Annotated in this window: 7 protein-coding genes; 2 read left to right on the top strand and 5 right to left on the bottom strand. The window is 61.6% G+C overall.

Features of this window, described 5'->3' with window-relative positions; all coding sequences use genetic code 11:
• Positions 1 to 97 precede the first annotated feature (97 nt).
• The 4 genes from MRY80_RS01020 to MRY80_RS01005 form a co-directional block, all read right to left on the bottom strand.
• Entirely contained in the window at positions 98 to 1,570 is a 1,473-nt protein-coding gene (locus tag MRY80_RS01020; protein ID WP_293287013.1) for a DUF2793 domain-containing protein, read from the bottom strand.
• Between the two features lie 205 nt (positions 1,571 to 1,775).
• Positions 1,776 to 2,666, bottom strand: coding sequence for a hypothetical protein (locus MRY80_RS01015; protein ID WP_293287011.1), 891 nt, complete (start codon positions 2,664 to 2,666; stop codon positions 1,776 to 1,778).
• 31 nt (positions 2,667 to 2,697) lie between these two features.
• Positions 2,698 to 3,480 carry a class I SAM-dependent methyltransferase gene (locus MRY80_RS01010; RefSeq protein WP_293287009.1) on the bottom strand — a complete coding sequence of 261 codons (783 nt, stop codon included), beginning with the start codon at positions 3,478 to 3,480 and terminating at the stop codon, positions 2,698 to 2,700.
• A 37-nt stretch (positions 3,481 to 3,517) separates the two neighbouring features.
• Positions 3,518 to 8,470: a glycoside hydrolase family 99-like domain-containing protein gene (locus MRY80_RS01005; protein WP_293287007.1), complete on the bottom strand. Its 4,953-nt coding sequence runs from the start codon at positions 8,468 to 8,470 to the stop codon at positions 3,518 to 3,520.
• 661 nt (positions 8,471 to 9,131) lie between these two features.
• Between MRY80_RS01005 and MRY80_RS01000 the strand changes: the two genes are divergently transcribed.
• The gene (locus MRY80_RS01000; protein WP_293287005.1) at positions 9,132 to 14,213 is read left to right on the top strand and encodes a calcium-binding protein; all 5,082 of its coding nucleotides are present in this window, start codon (positions 9,132 to 9,134) and stop codon (positions 14,211 to 14,213) included.
• A 240-nt stretch (positions 14,214 to 14,453) separates the two neighbouring features.
• A complete protein-coding gene (locus MRY80_RS00995; protein WP_293287003.1) occupies positions 14,454 to 15,092 on the top strand; it encodes a class I SAM-dependent methyltransferase in 639 nt (212 codons plus the stop codon).
• 518 nt (positions 15,093 to 15,610) lie between these two features.
• Here MRY80_RS00995 and MRY80_RS00990 read toward each other — a convergent pair.
• Positions 15,611 to 18,190 carry a M10 family metallopeptidase gene (locus MRY80_RS00990; protein WP_293287001.1) on the bottom strand — a complete coding sequence of 860 codons (2,580 nt, stop codon included), beginning with the start codon at positions 18,188 to 18,190 and terminating at the stop codon, positions 15,611 to 15,613.
• Positions 18,191 to 18,246: the final 56 nt, after the last annotated feature.

The following is an 18,246-nucleotide window of genomic DNA, read 5'->3' as shown; positions in this document are numbered from 1 at the left end:
TCGGCAATACATACGCCGGGAAGTCAAACCAAGGCCATTGTTGAATGTCCACCTTGTGAGGATATCCGACACTGTTCGCCGCGGAAGGCCGTTCGTTTCATTCGCTATCAAGATACTCCTGCAAGGCCGCGACCTCCGCGCGCGTTTTCTTCAGAGCGGCCCAAAGCACCGCGATCAGCTGGTCGGGCCGAGTCCATTGGCGGCTGTCGGGATCGCCTTTGTCTTCCAGCCCCCAGGCGCCGAAATCGACGCCGGCGGCGTCCATGGCCGCCTTCAGGTCCTGCGCGATGAAGCCCGCGTGAACGCGCGTGCCGGGCTGCGCGACGACCTCCGTCTGCGGGACGACTTCCCCGCCCTCGACCTCCTGCGTCTCTTCGGCACTCGGCACCACGACATTGCCGCCGACGATCCAGGTGAAGAGCTTCGGATCGACGGCATCGACCATGGCGCCGGCGAAGTCCAGTCCGCCGGTGACGGTCTTGTCGCGGGCGTCTGACGTCTGGATGGTGCCGTTCGCCGCCCAGACGGCCGAGACGCGGTGCGACGCGTCGCCGATCGTGTAGCTGTTGTCCGTTTCCGGCCGGTAATGCCCGCCGGCTTCCCACCGCCATCGTGCCACCCGACCTGTGGAGCCGCTCTGCGTGGTGAGCACGTTGACATAGGCCGGATAGGAGGTGTCGGCGATCCAAGCGGCATCGGCCAGGCCCTGGATGCCGCAGGGGTGAAGGCCGACGCCGCCGCCGCCGCGCGACCCGAACAGCAGATAGCCCAGTCGCGCATCGGCCAGCGTCGGCGTTTCCTTGATGTAACCCACCATGCCCGCCCCGCCGAGATTGGCGATGGACGCGTTGTCCGAGACGAAGGCCGCCAGCAGTCCGGTTGTGCGCTCGACCGAAACGCCCGCGATCGGGCTCGCGGTGCCGAACCCGGCAAAGCCGTTCGCAGGGTCGATGACCATGGCTTCGCGCCAGCTCGCACCGTCGGTGGAGACCTTGGCATGCAGCTTGTCGTCACCCGCGAGCCCGAATTCCGCCCGTCCGCTCCATCCGGTCTGAAACACGATCGAGGCGGTATCGGCTTCGGCGTTCTTGTTGATCACATGCTGCGCCGACCCGCTGCCGGGCGTCACGTCGTCATGGCTGTGGAGCACGGCGTCGGCCTTGACGGCGAGCCGGTTGGTCTCGTCGGCAACGGTGTTGACCCCCAGCAGCGCCACGGGATTGACGAGCCCTGCCACCAGATTGCTCCATTCCGTTCCCGTCCAGACCAGCAGCGCGGCGTCGGAGATGCTCCATGCGCACCAGCCGCTCTGCGGGACATGAAAGGTCCAGGCACCGTCCTGGAACGCGGCAATCTCGGTCTCGTGCCCCGCCCAATCGCCAGTCGCAGCGGCGCCGACGATGTGGCGCTCGCCTTCTGCCGGCTCCGCGGGCGGCACACCGCTATCGCTGCCGACGACCGCAAGCTGAACCAGGGCGTCGATCCTCAGGAGGGCTTCATTGTGCGTCACATGCTTCTGCGCCTGCGACGGCAGGATGAAGGGCATGTCGAGATTGCTGCTGCGTTCCATGGACGTCTCCGCGTTTGTCGCGAAAGCATTCCATGGGGTTCAAGTTGGTGGATTGAACGCTTTCCCGAAAGCGCCCGAGGCGTTTCAACTTCTCACGATAAGGACCTGAAAAATCGCCTGTTCTAACCGCGGCGGAAGCGCGGTTCTCACGCGAGTGCGCCATTGTTGCCCACCATATTCAGGGCGAGCGGTTGTCGCTGCGGAATCAGCCTTGCTCGGCGCGGGAGAGAAACGCCTCGATGAAGGTCGCCTGATCGGACTGGGACAGATACTTCGCCGCAAACCGCTGGTTGGCCTCGAGATAAGCGGCGAGGACTTCACCCCTCAATGAGGCATCAAGCAGCGTTTCCTGCGCAATTGGCCGAAATTTGCTCGACAGCGAAACCAGTTCCGCGATCAGTTTGCGGCGGGTGTCGGCCTCGATGCCTGTTTCGTCCATGAGCTCAATCAGGCCGTGAAACTCGGGGATGAGCGACTCGTTCTTCCGCGCGCCGGCGACCACGTCCAGATCGCTGGCGCCGATGACGGAAAACAGGTCCCGTGTGATGTCCTTCTTCACCGCCGGGCTGTCATAGACCCTCACGATAATGCTGCCCTTGCCGAACGCCTCCTCCCAGGGATTGAGGCGATCCTGAAAGCTGAACGCGGCATGCCCCTTGCGGATGAGATCCGTGATCGAGCCCTTGAAACCGCCGAAGTCGCGCGGCCATTTCAGCATTTCCAGATAGGTGCTTTCGATCAGGTCGAACTGGTTCCTGATATAGAAGACCACCTTGATCTCGTGATGCGAGAGCAGCTCCCGCAGCTTGTGGACATAGGGCTTTCGAAGAAAGCAGAATTGCTCTGAACTGAAGATGGCGGTCTCGCAGTCACTTCCGTCGAGTTCCGCGATGAGTTTGCGATAGAGGCCCTGAAGCGCCTCCGACATTTCCGGCAATTGATAGGTGGCCAGGCGGTGGTGGTCGCCATGCTCGCTGCGCCCCGACCGGGGAACTAGAATCGACCGGCGCGCCAAGTCGGCCTCATACGTCAGCAACTGATGCTGGATCGTCGTCGTGCCGGTCTTGCCGATGCCGATATGGAAGAAGAGTTTCATGGACGAGGCTGCGGTTGAAGGTGTGAAACGGCTATTCGGTTCGGCGCACGATCCACGTATCCTGGTGCTTCCACCAGAATTTTGGTCTGATCGCGCTCAGTTCGGCGCCGGGCAGTTGCTCGATGTGGAACCGCACGAATGTCTCTGAAACCACGGTCTGCCCGTATTCCGCGGTATCCAGGTCCTTCTGCTCGCTGTCGGCCCTGAACCAGAAGCCGTCATCAGGAATGGCCGGATTTCCCAGGAACACGCGTGCGCTCTCCAGGCCCTGCGTGGTGAAAACGAGAATGCCCCCCGGCTTGACCCGGGCGAGCAGGGCGCGAAGCCAGCGCAACCAGGTCGTCCTCGGCATGTGCGAGAAGAAGGAGAGGGCGAAGACGACCTCGAATTGCTCGTCGATCTCAAGCGTTTCGGGACTGTGGCTCGACAGGATGGATCGACACCCAAGCTCGTTGCCAAGAAACTCGATTGCCTCGTCGTGGATGTCGCAGCACGCCAGGTTCACCTGCGGAAAGATGTTTGCCATGTGCCGGGAGACGCATCCGTAGCCGCATGCGAATTCCAGAAGAGAGAACTCCTGATCGGGGTCGAGACCTTCGCCCGCGATGATGTTCCTCAGGCTCGTGGCTGACTCCCGGCCATTGTAGAAATAATACCGGTAGGCGAGAGCGGGCGAAGAGAACGCGGCGTTTTCCAGCAGGAACGTCAGAATGAAATCCTGCTGATGCAGTGCCGGGGAGACGTCCAGTTGACCGGCGAATTTCCTGGCCGCCTCGTCGTCGCGATTCGATGAAGGATCCTGATCGTCGTTCATGGATGGCGGCCTCGTCAGGTTTCTTCAGGAATTGATATCAGGGATTTGCCGCTTCGCGCGACGTCTCTTTCAGGCCGAACTGCGCCCGCAACTGGTCAAGATAGGACAGTGCCGGCTCGCGATAGAAGCAGGCATCGACATAGAGGTCCAAGACCAGTTGCTGCATTCGTTCAATTTCTCGCAGGTCGTCGTTCCCGAACCTCGACAGGGTCACGCTTTCGCTGTGGCGCCGGTGCAGGTTCAGCGGCTTGGGTGAGTAAGCGCAGCTTCCGCGCTGCAGCAGGCGGACATAGGTGCACCAGTCTCCCGCCACGCGATAGCGCATGATGTCTCCCAGATGCGCTCGCATGGTCTCGACAAGGTCCCGCCGCCGGAACACGACGGCGCTGACATTGGGGATCGTGTTCTTCACGCTCAGGCCATGGACGATCTCCTCGACGCCGCCGCGCCGATAGGCTGATAGCCACTGCGTCGGGGAAACGTCGCTCACATAGTCGAGGTAGTCGTCGCAGAGAATCTTGCCGTCGGGCGCCATCTGTTTCGATTGACAATAGCTTAGCACGACATCTTCATCGTCTCTTCCGAAGCCCTGCATGACCTCCTGGAGGAAGCCGGGCTCGGCGATGTCGTCGGCCTCCGCGATCCAGACGAAATCGCCGGTCGCCAGTTCGGCTCCCTTCAGCCACTGCCGAAACACCGAGCCGGAATTCGTCACGTTCCTGACGATGCGAACGGGGATGTCGATCCGGGCCAATTGCGCCTCGATCACCTCCGAACTGGCATCGGTGGAGGCGTCGTCCAGGATGATGAGCTCGTGGAGCGGGAAGGACTGGTTCAGGATCGAATTTATCCGCTCGGGCAGGAACTGCGCGTAGTTGAAGTTGGGCAGCACCACCGAGATCGATTTCGGCGCCATCCCGCCAAGAGCCAGTAGGTCGGCTGCATAGGCCTGGAACGACGTCTCCGGCCGCAGCCAGAAGTCGCGCGCCCGCTGACGGCGACGTTCCGGCGTCTCGCCCTGCAGGGCGGTCTCGACGGTGGCTGTCAATGCATCCAGATCGAACGGGGCGACCAGATATCCGTCGGACTTGGCGATCAGATCGCTGGTGCCGGTGACGCCCTCGAAGCCGACGACGGGAAGGCCGACATCGAGCGCCTCCAGGACGGTGGACGGGTAGGGGTCTTCCCGGGAGGTCAGGACGAAGACGTTCGCGGCTGCGTAATAGGCGTCGGTGTCTTCGATGATGCCCGGCAGGAGCAGCGCGCCGCGTTCTTCCAGCGCGCCAATCTTCTCCGCGTGCTCGCTGATGAGGGTCGTGTCGTGATGACCCAACCAGACGCATGTGCTGTCGCTGCGCGCCGCGAGCCTTTCGGCGAGCGCGATGAAGATGTCGAACCCCTTCCTGTGGTCCGCATACCCGACGCCAAGGACGAGCTTCTTGTTCGAAGGAAGGTCGAGTTCGCTTCTCAGGGCTTCCCGCGCCGCCGCGTCACCGGGCAGGTTTCTGAACCTGTTCCTCTTGTAGGACCCTTGGGGCCGTATGATCGTCCGCTCGCTGTCCAGCTCCGCAAATTGCGAGAACCCCTCGACCACGACCTCGGCGGGAAAGACGACATGGTTGGACGATTCCGCAGACTTGCGCGCGGCGTCCTCAATGCCGAAATTCCTGATCAGGTCTGGCAGTTCGTGGATCAGGCTGACGATCCGAAGGCCGTCGCGCGCCAGCGTCTCCGCGAAGGGGCCGGAAACCGTCGTGTTGCAGATCGCAAGGCCTGCGCCTTTCTCCCGAAGGCTCCGGCACAGGCTTCTCGCTGCATCGCCGGCGGGGTCTCGGCCAGCCAGGCTGTGTACCGTCGCATATTCGGAAAAGCGCGGCGCCAAGGGGCCGTCACCCAGCAGGACGAGATCGACGCTCAGGTCGAATGTCTGCGAGAAGACGCGGCAGAGATTGAGCGCGAGCATCTGTGCGCCATGCGGATGGGCGTCGTGCGAGACGACGATCACCCGGCCGCGACGGTCGGGCTTCGACGCGTTCTCCAGCGCTTCGCGCGTCGCCTGGAGATAGGCATAGCCATGCCGGGCGTCCGGTTCCAGATAGGCGCCCTCGGCCCATTCGTTCCAGGCGTTGACGAAGACGAGCCGGTCGCTCGGATCGTTCGAGTGGCCGACCGTGTCGTTGATCGCGTTTTCGAGCCAGTGGCGATACGCGTCCGGCGTGTTGTTGACGAAGGCGGTGCCGCCATGCTTGCGCCGCGCGGTGTTGTCCCATCCCGGGCACACGGACCGAAACAGCGGATAATCGCGATCCACGTAGCGCTCACTGCGCATGGGGAAGATGTTCCAGTCGTAGACGACCGTCTTGAAGTCGCCGTCAAGTGGCGTAACGTCTTTCGTGACGTCCGGCGGGCTGGAGTTGTTCGGCGGAAACTCGATTGCCGCATCGAACCCGTACTCTGCCGGATGCTGACGTTCGAAGGACTGCGTGTAGGCGAGAAAGATCTCGCCGACGCCGTTCTCCCGGCACCACTCCCGCCACCGCCGCGCCGTGTCCTTCACGGAGGGCAACTCGCTCGGCCTGTAGACGAGAAGCAACGGCTTGCCGTCGATACGGATGTAGCGAGGATCTTTCAGGTAGGGCGCGACCTCCCGAATGAAGGCCAGGTCGTCCTCATCCGAATGGTCTTGCGCGATCAGGATTTCGCGGTCGAGTCCGTCCCAGCGCCGTGTCCAGTTCTCGTTCGCCCAGCACAGGCAGAACGGGAGATCGAGGCTCGTGTCGGCGAGCCAGTTCTCAAGCGGCTTTTCCAGGAGGCGCTTGCCGCCGAACCAGTAGAAATAGAAGCAGAACCCCTCGATGCCGTAGAGCTGGGCCAGTTCGATCTGGCGTCGCTGAACCTCGGTATCCCGCAAGTCATAATAGCCGAGTTCACCCGGCACTTTCGGCTGTTCATGACCCTCGAAGGTGGGCTCGGCCGACCTGACATTCGTCCACTCGGTGAAGCCTTCGCCCCACCACTCGTCGTTCTCCGGGATCGGATGGAACTGTGGGAGATAGAAGGCGATGACCTTGGCCGGTTTGGAGGCGAGCGGCGCTGCCTCCAGCAATGGCACGTATGCAGGCTTCTCGGCGGTCACGCCGGCATCCGACTGAAGCACGACAGCGGACGAGGCGCCCGATTGTCCCTTGCGTTGATACCATGCGCGCAACTCTTCGCGGTTTCTCTCTGCCGCCGTGAAACGCGTTCGGATGCCCTTCAATCCTTCGCGCCGCAGCAGGCCGATCACCTTTTTCGTGGTGGGAAAGACACCGCCGCCGAAAGTGACGATGGCGGGAAAGGCGGAGACCAGGCTGGTCGCCCCTTTTGTCCCGGTCTTGACCGCCCTCAGCGGCGCGGAAAGTTTCCATGACGTCGAGGAGCGATACTCCTCGTGCGTATGCGCGAGTTCGGCTTGCAGCCGGGCGGCCGCGGATTGCGCCGTATCCAGCTTCGACTTCAGCCCGTTCGCATCGTCCTGCAGGCGCTGCACCTGCCCTGTCAGTTCCTCGCGAAGCCGACGCGTTTGCGCCAGGAGGTCGGCGCGCAGCTGCCGTTCCTGCGCGAGCGTCTCGTGGTCCAGTCGTCGCGCCTCATCGAAACGCGCCTGGTCCTCCGCGCGCTCTCGCTGCAGCTGCTCAAGATCGAGTTGTCGCTGCTCCTCCAGTCGAACGAGGTCCTGTTGCCTCTGCTCGAGCGCCTCCGAGAGGCTTGCGATCTCGCTCAGCCTTGCTTCCAACGTCGCGGACATTTCGATGGCGCGTCTTTGCGTCGCGTCGCGGACGGAGCGCAGTTCCACGATTTCGGTTCGATGGCCGTCGAGCGTTTGCCGCATGGCCCGGATCTGGTCGATGACGCCTTCACCTGGACCGACCGCCTCAAGGAGCGACTGCCGTGCATCCGACAAAATGGCCGCGTTGTCCCTGGCATCCGTCAAGAGCGTGGCATGCTCGGCGCGCTCTTTCGCGATCAGCTTGTAAAGGTCGCGCTCTCGTTTCTTGAAGTGGCCCAGATCGCGTTCGACGCTCTTCAATGCGGCGTCGCGGCGTTCGAGGTTTTCCTCGCCCTTGGCCATGAGGCGGTTGAACACCGGCAGCGACCGGCGCAATTCGGAGCGGACCCGTTCGAGCACCACGGGCGCGGTATTCGAACTCGGATTGGCGGCCAGCGTGGTCAGGGCGTCATGGGCATCGGTCACCCAGCCGTTCAGAAGCGCGTCGGCCGCGATCTCGTCTCGGTTGTGGGCATGGTGGCGCAGGCGTTGCGAGAGGAACGCATCGATGGTCTCTGCGGCTTCGTCGACTGGCACGGGAAAGTCGATCCCGGTCCGCTCCACGATCGTCGCAATCGTCTTGCGCCAGTCGTTCATCAGTTCCTCGTAACTGACGATCGGGCGGTCGCGTCCGGCGGTGTCGAAATAGGCCCCGAGGACATGGGTCAGCCACATCAGCGCGGCGTCGGCATCCGACAAGTCCGGCGACCATGCGCCGGTGCGTATCTGCAGCGATGCGGACACGTCCAGCGGGTTTCGAAACGGAATGACCGGAACGACCCTGATGCCGGCATCCTCGACAGCGCGGATGAAAAAGTCGGCGAAGCGGCAGATGCGGGGGTCCTTGACCACGAAGAGCGGCTTGTCGGCGTAGTCGGCCTCGATGGTCGTGCGAATTTCGGCGGCGATTTCCGCGCGTCGCGCCTCCGGCAGGTCCGACATGTCGATCGGCCGCCAGTCGTGCCAGCTCGATCCCAATTCGGCGAGCAGGCGATCATTGAGGGCGACCAGCCTCTCAGGCTCCCAATGGCCCGCCTCGTTGGTCTGGTTGGCCGGCAGGATTTCCTGCGGCAACGCTGCGCCGAGCAAAGCCAGGACGCGGGTGAGCGCGCTGGTGCCCGACCGGTGCATGCCAAGCACCAGGATGCATGTGCGGGTCGCTTGCTCTGTTTGGTCGGGCATCTCGGACGTCGGCCTCTACAGTCCCGAGCCCGCCGGAAAATGGATCACGATTGCGGAACTCTGAAGAGCGACATGCCGGACCGTGCGGCGGCTGCCGGCTTCGTCCGCCGCAACGGGCAGCGCGCCGTATCGACAAGTGCCGAAAGTGCCGATTGGCGTCATTCGTTTCAAATCCCCAGTCAACTTTGAGCGGATGAGCAGCCCGGAGCCCTTTTGGCATATCGGCCTTCGGGGACGCCAGTCGAAATTCCTGCGCGGTCTCGGCGAGGAAGGCTCCTCAATTTGAGCGCCCGTGCTGCAAAAGGGAAGTTGCGTTCCGTGTTCTAATATACATCATGGGGGTCAGAGTTTGATGTCGCAATATGGAATAATAGTATCATCATGATAAACACATTATCGGAAATTGACTCGAATAAACATTTTAATATGAATATTGCTTCAATATTGAGAGTAGTCATTTTAGCGTGATGCTATTTTTTGATTTAGAAAAATTAGAAAGAAAACTCTTATCTGAATTAATAATTCATGGCGCACCAAGGGAAAGACATCCGTAGACCAAATGGGTCATGCGCTCTGATTCACTGTTTCTTAACCTCGCGTCGATCCGTCGGGCTGGTCCAAGCGGGCCCGAAAACATCTGCACATGAAGGATGGGGCAACCATGACGACTTACACTTTCGAAGGTTTCAAGCTCGGTCGTGACATCAACGACAACTTCACGTCGTTCGATTCCGCGACCCTCGTGCTCAGCGTCAGTGACGACGTGACGGGCTTCACCTACAGCATTGCCGAGCTCGTTCCGGATGATCTTCCCGAGGTCGATCTCGACGTGGACGTGAACGACGCAACCCTGAACGGGAGCGTGTTCGACACGAATGATCCGGATCTGATCAGCTATCTCGGCGTCATCAACTGGGGCAGCGGAAACGTTTCCTACATTCTCACGGTCGAGGACGTCACGACGAACGATCTCTACGTCCTTGAACTCGGTGGCGATGACATTCCCAACCCGTCGAGCCTTTCCGATGTGAATTCGTTCTTTTCGACCGTCACCGGGCTCGGTCCGGCGAATACCGGAACGGGATTTGGCCCTGGAGAGTTCATCGCCTTTGCGAGCTTGCCGAACGGGTCGGCCAGCAATGTGGACGTCGTCGAGGACACGGATGACGGCAACGACATCAGCGTCGGTGACGGTGACGACACCGTCAACGGAAATGGCGGCGATGATTCGATCGACGGCGGGAGCGGCAACGACACGCTCAACGGCGGTGATGGCTATGACTACATCGTCGGCGGCCCTGGCGACGATACGATCGATGGCGGCGCCGACAACGACACCGCTTCCTATGCGAATGCCGCAAGTGGAGTGAACGTCAATCTGTCCACCGGTACCGCCAGCGACGGTGACGGTGGAACGGATACGCTCACCTCGATCGAGCACGTGCGGGGTTCGGCCTTCGCCGACACGATCACGGGCGATTCAGGCAACAATCGTATCGCCGGCCTGGAAGGCGATGACACGCTGGTCGGAGGCGACGGGCGCGACACGCTTCGCTACAGCCGCGACGCCAATTACGGCGGGACGGCCGGCGTCGTCGTCAACCTTGCCACGGGCACTGCAACGGATGGCTTCGGTGACACGGACACGATCTCCGGCTTTGAGGAGGTGATCGGAACCGACAGTGCCGACACGTTGACCGGTGACGGCCAGGACAACGTCCTGGAGGGCCTGGACGGCGACGACACGATCAATGGCGGCGGAGGCTATGACGAGATCGCCGGCGGGGCAGGCAACGACACGATCGACGGCGGCGACGACGACGACTTCATCAGGGGCGGAACCGGCGATGACAGCATCGACGGCGGCGCCGGGTACGACGTCGTTGTCTACACGGAGGCGGGCAGCGGGGTGACCGTCAACCTCTCCACGGGGACTGCCGACGATGGCGATGGCGGAACGGACACGCTGAGCAATGTCGAGCATGTCCGCGGTTCGGCCTTCTCTGACACGATCACCGGCGACGCCGCCGACAATCACATCAATGGCCTTGAGGGCGACGACACGCTTGCCGGCGGCGACGGCTGGGACACGCTGCGCTATGACCGCGACGAACGCTATGGCGGCGGCAGTGGCGTCACGGTCAACCTGTCGACCGGGACGGCGACCGACGGTTTCGGTGACACCGATACCCTGTCCGGTTTCGAGGCGGTGATCGGGACCGACTTCGCCGATGCGCTGACTGGCGACGGCCACGACAACTACTTCGAGGGCCGCGACGGCGACGACACGATCATCGGCGGTGGCGGCCGCGACAACATCAATGCCGGCTCTGGCAACGACGTCATCGATTCCTCTGGCGGTTCGTCGGAGTCTCAGGGCTTCGGCGACGTCATTCAGGCGGGTCTGGGCAGTGACACGATCACCGGCCATGCGGCGGCTTTCGCCGACCGTTCCGGCGGCGGCATCGACCTGATCTACGAGGAGCTGTCCGGCATTGGCGGTATCACGCTCACCGTTTCTGGGACCACGGGCAGCGGCACGGTCACCGGAACGGGTGTCAACGACACCTTCACCTACGCCGATCATTTCGAGGGCACGCAGGACGCCGATACGCTCATCGGCTCGGATTATGGCAGCGGCCCCAACAATGCGAATGAAAGCTGGGTGGGTGAAGCCGGCGACGACCTGATCGACGGCAATGGCGGCTGGGACACGGTTGATTACAACCTCGAGGACGGCGGTGCGGGCGTGATCGTCAACCTCGCGACCGGTACGGCCACCGACACCTTCGGCGACACGGACACGCTCCAGGACATCGAGGCCGTCAATGGCACTGGCCAGTCCGACACTCTGACTGGCGACGCGGAAAACAACTACCTCAACGGGCACGGCGACAACGACACCATCAGCGGCGGCGATGGCGATGACGAGATTATCGGGGGTGACGGCGACGACACGATCGACGGCGGAAACGGTCGGGACAAGATCTTTGCCGGTGCGGGCGACGATATCATCGATGCTTCGGGCGGTACGTCGGAATCGCAAGGATTCGGCGACATCATCCAGGCGGGCCTGGGCAGCGACACGATCACGGGCCATGCCGCCGCTTTCGCCGATCGAGCCGGTGGCGGCCTCGATCTGATCTACGAGGAACTCAGCGGCATCGGTGGCATCACGCTGACTGTTTCCGGCAGCTCAGGCAGCGGCACCGTCACCGGGACGGGCATCAACGACACCTTCACCTACGCCGACCACTTCGAAGGCACGCAGGATGCCGACACGCTGATCGGTTCCGATTTTGGCAGCGGTCCGAACAACGCGTCGGAAAGCTGGGTCGGTGAGGGCGGCGATGATCTGATCGACGGCAATGGCGGCTGGGATTCTGTCGCCTATTACCTGGAAAATGGCGGCGCTGGCGTCTCGGTTGATCTGTCGACGGGCACGGCGACGGACACGTTCGGCGATACCGACACGCTCGTGGACATCGAAGCCGTGCACGGGACTGATCTGTCCGACACGCTGATTGGTGACGATCAGGACAACTACCTCGACGGCCGCGGCGGCGACGACACCCTCGAAGGTGGTGATGGCAATGACGAAATGTATGGCGGCGACGGCAGCGACGAATTGCACGGTGATGACGGCCAGGACACGCTGGAGGGCAATGACGGGAACGATTTCCTCTATGGCGGGGCTGAAGTCGACATTCTCGGCGGCGGTTCGGGTGCCGACCGGCTCGAGGGTGGCGCAGGCAACGACACCCTGAATGGTGGCGCCGACAATGATTGGCTCATCGGCGGCGAGGGGGATGACACGCTGAATGGCGGTGACGGTTGGGACCGGGTCGATTACGGCACGAGTACCGCCGCGGTGACGGTCAATCTCGCAACGGGAACAGCCGATGACGGGATGTCGGGGACGGACACTCTCACCAGCATCGAGCGTGTCATCGGATCCGATTTCAACGATGTTCTGACCGGTGACAGCGGCGACAATTCCTTCAGCGGCGAACTGGGAGACGACACGATCGACGGCGGGGACGGCGAGGATTTCGTCTGGTACGGGCGCGCCGCTTCAGCGGTGTCGGTCGATCTGAGCACCGGCGTCGTAACCGGCGGCGAAGGCAATGACACGCTTTCGAACATCGAGTCGATCGGCGGTTCGAACTTCTCTGACACGCTCTCGGGCGATGACGGGGACAACTGGTTCATTCCCGATCAGGAAGGCGATGAATTCACGCCGAACTACACCGTCGGCGGGAGCGACGTCATCGACGGACGCGGCGGCAATGATGGCGTGTCCTATTGGAACGCCGTCGCCGCCGTCTCCGTCAATCTCGGAACCGGAACGGCGACGGATGGGCACGGGAACACCGACACGCTCACTTCGATCGAGAATATTGAGGGCTCTTCGTTTGGTGACGTCCTGACCGGCAATTCGGATGCCAACGAGGTCTGGGGACTGGGCGGCGATGACACCATCGATACCGGCGCCGGCGACGACGAGATCTATGGCGCCGAGGGCAACGACACGATCGACGGCGGTGCCGACACGGACACGCTCAACTACGAAAGCACGACGCTCGGCGTGACGGTGACGCTCTATGCCGGAACGGCGTCCGGGTCGGAGATCGGCAGCGACACGGTCTCCAACATTGAGAACGTGAAGGGCGGTTCGGGGGCCGATGTCATCACCGGCAACGGGTCCGCCAACCTGATCGAAGGGTTCGGAGGTGACGATACGCTCAATGCCAATGGCGGCAGCGGCAATGTGCTGCGGGGCGGGCTCGGCAACGACACGCTCATCGGAGGCTTCGGCAATGACCAGCTTCAGGGCAACAGCGGGGCGGACAGCTTCGTCGGCGGTACCGGTGCGGACGATTTCTACATCGACGCCCTGGATGTCTCGTTCGATGGCGGCGGTGGCTACGACCGCATCATCGTCGCCGACACCAATGGCGTGAACGTGGCGCTTGCCGGCACCAATATCGAGCGCGTCATCGGCGGCAGCGGCAACGACACCTTTGATGGCACCGGGGTCACCACCTCGCTGGTCATCAGCGGCCTCGGCGGCGATGACATTCTCACCGGGGGATCTGTCACGGATCAGATTTCCGGTGGCGACGATGACGACACGCTGGATGGCGGCGACGGCGACGACTTCCTGTTCGGCGACGCCGGATCGGACACGTTCATCGGCGGCAAGGGCGACGACCAGTTTTTCGCCGACTCCGGCGACGCCTCCTTCGATGGCGGCGAAGGTTATGACCGTGTGTTCATTCTGGACACGGGCAATTTCACCTTCTCGCTGGCCGGCACGGATGTCGAGCGGGTCAACGGCAATGACGGCAATGACGTTCTCGACGCGACCGGCGTGACCTCCAATGTCACGCTGGCCGGCGGCGGGGGGGCGGACACGCTGACTGGCGGCGACGGCAATGACGTCGTTGCGGGCCAGGACGGCGCCGACATCATCGAGGGTGGGGCCGGCACGGACTCGCTCTTCGGCGGTGCCGGTGCGGACACCTTCGTGTTCAACGCCGGCAGCGGCTTCGACTATCTGGTCGGCTGGGAAGATGGCACGGACATGATCGACTTCTCCGGCTATGCGGAAGTCGACGAGTTCTCCGACCTGACGATCATCGACAATGGCGGAATGACCCGCATCGAATTCGACGGCAACACGGTCCTGGTGCTCGGATCAACAGGCGAGATCGAGGCGTCCGACTTCATCTTTGTCTGATGACGCTCCAAGCAGCTGCCTTCTCCTGCCCCGGATCAAAAAGTCTCGGGGCAGGCCTGCCTATTGATTCCCTTGTTGGCAATATTTTTACGTCATGGCGAACAATATTTCGCACTCTAATGGTGCGTCCGGCAATAGATTTTCCGAGATTGAAACAATTCATCTTGTTCGATACATATTTAGAAATCGAAGTAGATTCGCCTCAAATTGTCATGTGAGGCATCCTAGGGGAAGTTTTTGGTGCCGGATTTGAAGCAGATTGCCGCAGACGCGGCGAAGCCATGGATCGACAGCACCTACTATGACTTTGCCGAGACTCACACGGATATGTTTTGGGGAGAGGGTAGGGTATTCAGGCGAATGTTCGGGGAAATGGACCTCTCAAGAACCCTTGAGCTGGCCTGTGGCCATGGTCGGCACGCAGAAATCGTTCAACCGATGGCAGAACAATTGATCCTGATGGATATTCTTCCCGCCAACATCGCATTTTGCAGGAGGCGTTTGGGGCGCTTCTCGAATGTTGCTTTCCGCGTAAATGACGGGTTCACCTTCCAGCCCGTCGAGGACGGGCATCTGACGGCCATCTTCTGCTACGACGCCATGGTGCATTTCCCGCCAGAGCTTGTCCGCAGTTATTTGGAGGATGCAGCGCGGGTCCTCGCACCCGGCGGGCAGGCGCTTTTTCACCATTCGAATTACGATCCCCCCGTCGATCAACAGGACGGCCTGGGGCCGCATGCCCGCCACAGGATGACGCGGACGATATTCAACGGCTTCGCGCGTGACGCCGGCCTTGAGGTTGTTGCTTCGAAGGAGATTTTCTGGGGCGGCCATGAGCAGCTCGACGGGGTTTCTTTGCTACGGCGGCCAGCAGCCTAGCCCCGGCTCGGTTGGAATCCCGTGATCTCAAGCTATTGTTGTGCGAAACTGCCATGGACACAACGGCTCGAAGCTTTGCGTGCGGGGTCGACCTGAACAGGAGCTTGTCGCGGACATTCACTGGGCAGGTCGCAATGCAAATCGATGGGACATCGTTCACTTCCCCGACTGACTCTCTGGCCGGCTATCTCGACAGCGATCGGTTCGTCGCGGAAATACATCCGAACGACAACATGGTCGCGATGGGGCGAACAGATCTCTAATATTGGATGGGAAAGACCGCTCTCGACTGTATCAAGGCGGTCGCGCCCCGCGAGGAGTTCAGCCGCATCCTGGATTTTCCGAGCGGGTACGGGCGCGCCTTCATAAGGCGTGATTGGCTTGATGAGATGCGCATAGCCGTTGGAGGGCTCTCAAACGTCAACTACATCTGGAGAGGATATGCTCGCCGGCAGGATGTCGTGGCGTGGCGGTGTTGCTCCACATGATCCAGAGACATTCCGAACTGACGTCGTCAATCAAACGAACACGAAATCTGACTGTTCGATCTCCCCCGTCGAGCCGAGAACGAGGATCGCGTTGCCGTCGAACTCGATGCGGGTCATCCCGCCATTGTCGATGATCGTCAGGTCCGAGAACTCGTCGACAGCCGCATAGCCGGAGAAGTCGATCTTGTCGGAGCCGTCTTCCCAGTCGGCGATGTAGTCGACGCCACTGCCGGCATTGAACACGAAGGTGTCCGCATCCGCACCGCCGAACAGCGAATCCGTTCCGGCCCCGCCTTCGATGATGTCGGCGCCGGCCTGGCCCGCAATCACGTCATTGCCGTCGCCGCCGGTGAGCGTGTCGGACCCGCCACCGCCCGCCAGCGTGACACTGGTCGTCACGCCGGTCGCGTCGAGAACGTCATTGCCGTCATTGCCGTTGACCCGCTCGACATCCGTGCCGGCCAACGAAAAGACGAAGCTTCCGGTGTCCTGGATGTAGATCCGGTCATAGCCCTCGCCGCCGTCGAAGGAGGCGTCGCCGGAATCGGCGAAGAAGCGATCGTCGCCCTTGCCGCCGATGAAGTTGTCCGACCCGCCATCGCCGAAAAGGAAGTCGTTGCCATCGCCACCGTCCAGCGTGTCGTCATCGTCGCCACCCGAGATCTGGTCTACCGCCGAACCGCCGGTGAGCGTGTCGTTGCCGCCGAGCCCGCTGATGACAAGCGACGTCGTGACCCCGGTGCCATCGAAGGTGTCGTCACCGCTGCCGCCGATGACGCGTTCGATGTTGGTGCCCGAGAGCGCGACATTCACGCCGTTGGTATCGAAGACAATGATGCGGTCATAGCCGCTGCCGCCATCGAAGGAGACGTCCTGGGCGTCGATGTAGAAATCATCCGCACCGATGCCGCCGACATAGCTGTCCGCGCCGGACCGGCCGGCCAATTGGTCATTTCCCCAATTGCCAACAAGTATGTTGTCGCCGGAGTCGCCGTACAGAATGTCATTGTAGGCGCTGCCTTCAAGGGCCTCGATCGAGACGAATGTGTCGCCGGCGGCGACCCCGGTATTGTCACCCGGATTGACCAGGTCGACCTTCACGCCGGCCGGGGCGTCGGCGTAACTTGCCCAGTCAATACCGATGCCGCCGTCGAGCGCGTCCGCGCCGGCCTCTCCGTGGAGCACATCGTCCCCGTCCTTGCCATAGAGCGTGTCGTCGCCATCGCCGCCTGCAAGAACATTGTTGGCGTCATTGCCGGTGATGGTGTCGTTGCCCGTTCCGCCATAAGCGTTCTCAATGACGGTGTTCGGGCCTATCGAAAGATTGCCGATCAGCCCGCCTGTATCTGAAATAGAACCAGGCGTGAGATCGATACGGTTGTTCTTGCTCGACCCCGAAAGGTCGAGCGTGTCCGTTCCACCGTCGTCAACGATCGTCAGCGAGAACGCGCTGCTGCCCAGAAAGTCGATCACACTTTCGCCGAAACTGCTGTTGCCCGTGTTGTTGCTGTAACCGTAGACCGTGTCTCCCGTCCGCGTCGTTGCAGCGGTGCCATAGAGGTCACGGATCGCGACGATGTCGGCGAGCATCGGGGTGAGCAGATACGCGAAGGAGGCGTTGATTGAGGTGTTCTCGCTCTGGCTGAAATACGACATGATCGTCGCTTGCCAGGAATCGTTAGCGTAGAGATTGTCGGTCCCGTAATTCGCGCTGCCGTTGTAATTTCCTGCATGTCCCAGCCCGAGCGCGTGACCGATTTCATGGATAAACGTCTGATAGGTGTATTGACTGCCTTGGCTGGTAAGCCAGTCCGTGGAAACGTTCACCTTTGAACTGGTGATGGTCGTGCCGCTTGTGCGTGAACTTGACCAGGCTTCGCGTTCGCCCGTCTCGGTGAAGGTGATTTCCGCAGTCCCCGTCGTTTCGACGAAGGTCACGCCAATGACGTCGGTCCAGGTCTGCAGGGCATCCCGTGCGATATCGGCATATGTCGAACTGAGCGCCGTCAGATTGACGGTGATCGAGTTGTCCGTACCGACGTTGAAGGAACGCTGCTGTGCTGATTGATTCGTCCAGTAACCGGTAGTCAGCTGGTCGGCGATCTGCTGAAGTGTCCAGACCTGAGCATTGGGCGGCGGCTCGGATGTGACGATCTCGATGATGTAATCACCGGCATAGTTGTCGCTGAAAGACCCGGCGTCGATATAATAGGTGCCGCTCGACGTGGCTGTGTAGTAGAGCGCGGAATCAAGGTCGGATGGCCAGTCCACGTCATCGTTGGATGCTGCAAGTGTTCCGGTTGCGCGATCAGTCGAACCCGGTTCGAACAGCCGAAGATAAGGGTCGCTCACCTCCGAACTGCCGTAGCCCTCAAGCGTGATCAGGTAGGTTTCACCAGCAACGAGGTTGACTGCGATCCAGTCGTTGTCGCCAACGGTTTCCAACTCGCCGACATATGTGCCGCCGACGGTGATGGTGGCGCCTGTGGCGCTGGTGCCGGGAATGTCGGCAAGGCTCACTTCCGCATTCGCGCCGCTCTGCGTGTTGACCTCGCCGGTCAGGACGCACTCGCTCGAAAATGTCTTTAGCGCGCTACAAAGCTGGCACATGATGTCTATTCCAAAAGGCTTCCAGAAGAAGGCGTCTTCACGCCCGGTTCTAGCGT

The organism is Oricola sp., from assembly GCF_022763245.1.
Classification (GTDB): Bacteria; Pseudomonadota; Alphaproteobacteria; order Rhizobiales; family Rhizobiaceae; genus Oricola.
Note: the sequence above shows the minus strand (reverse complement) of the source record. Positions and strands in the feature narration are given on the sequence as shown.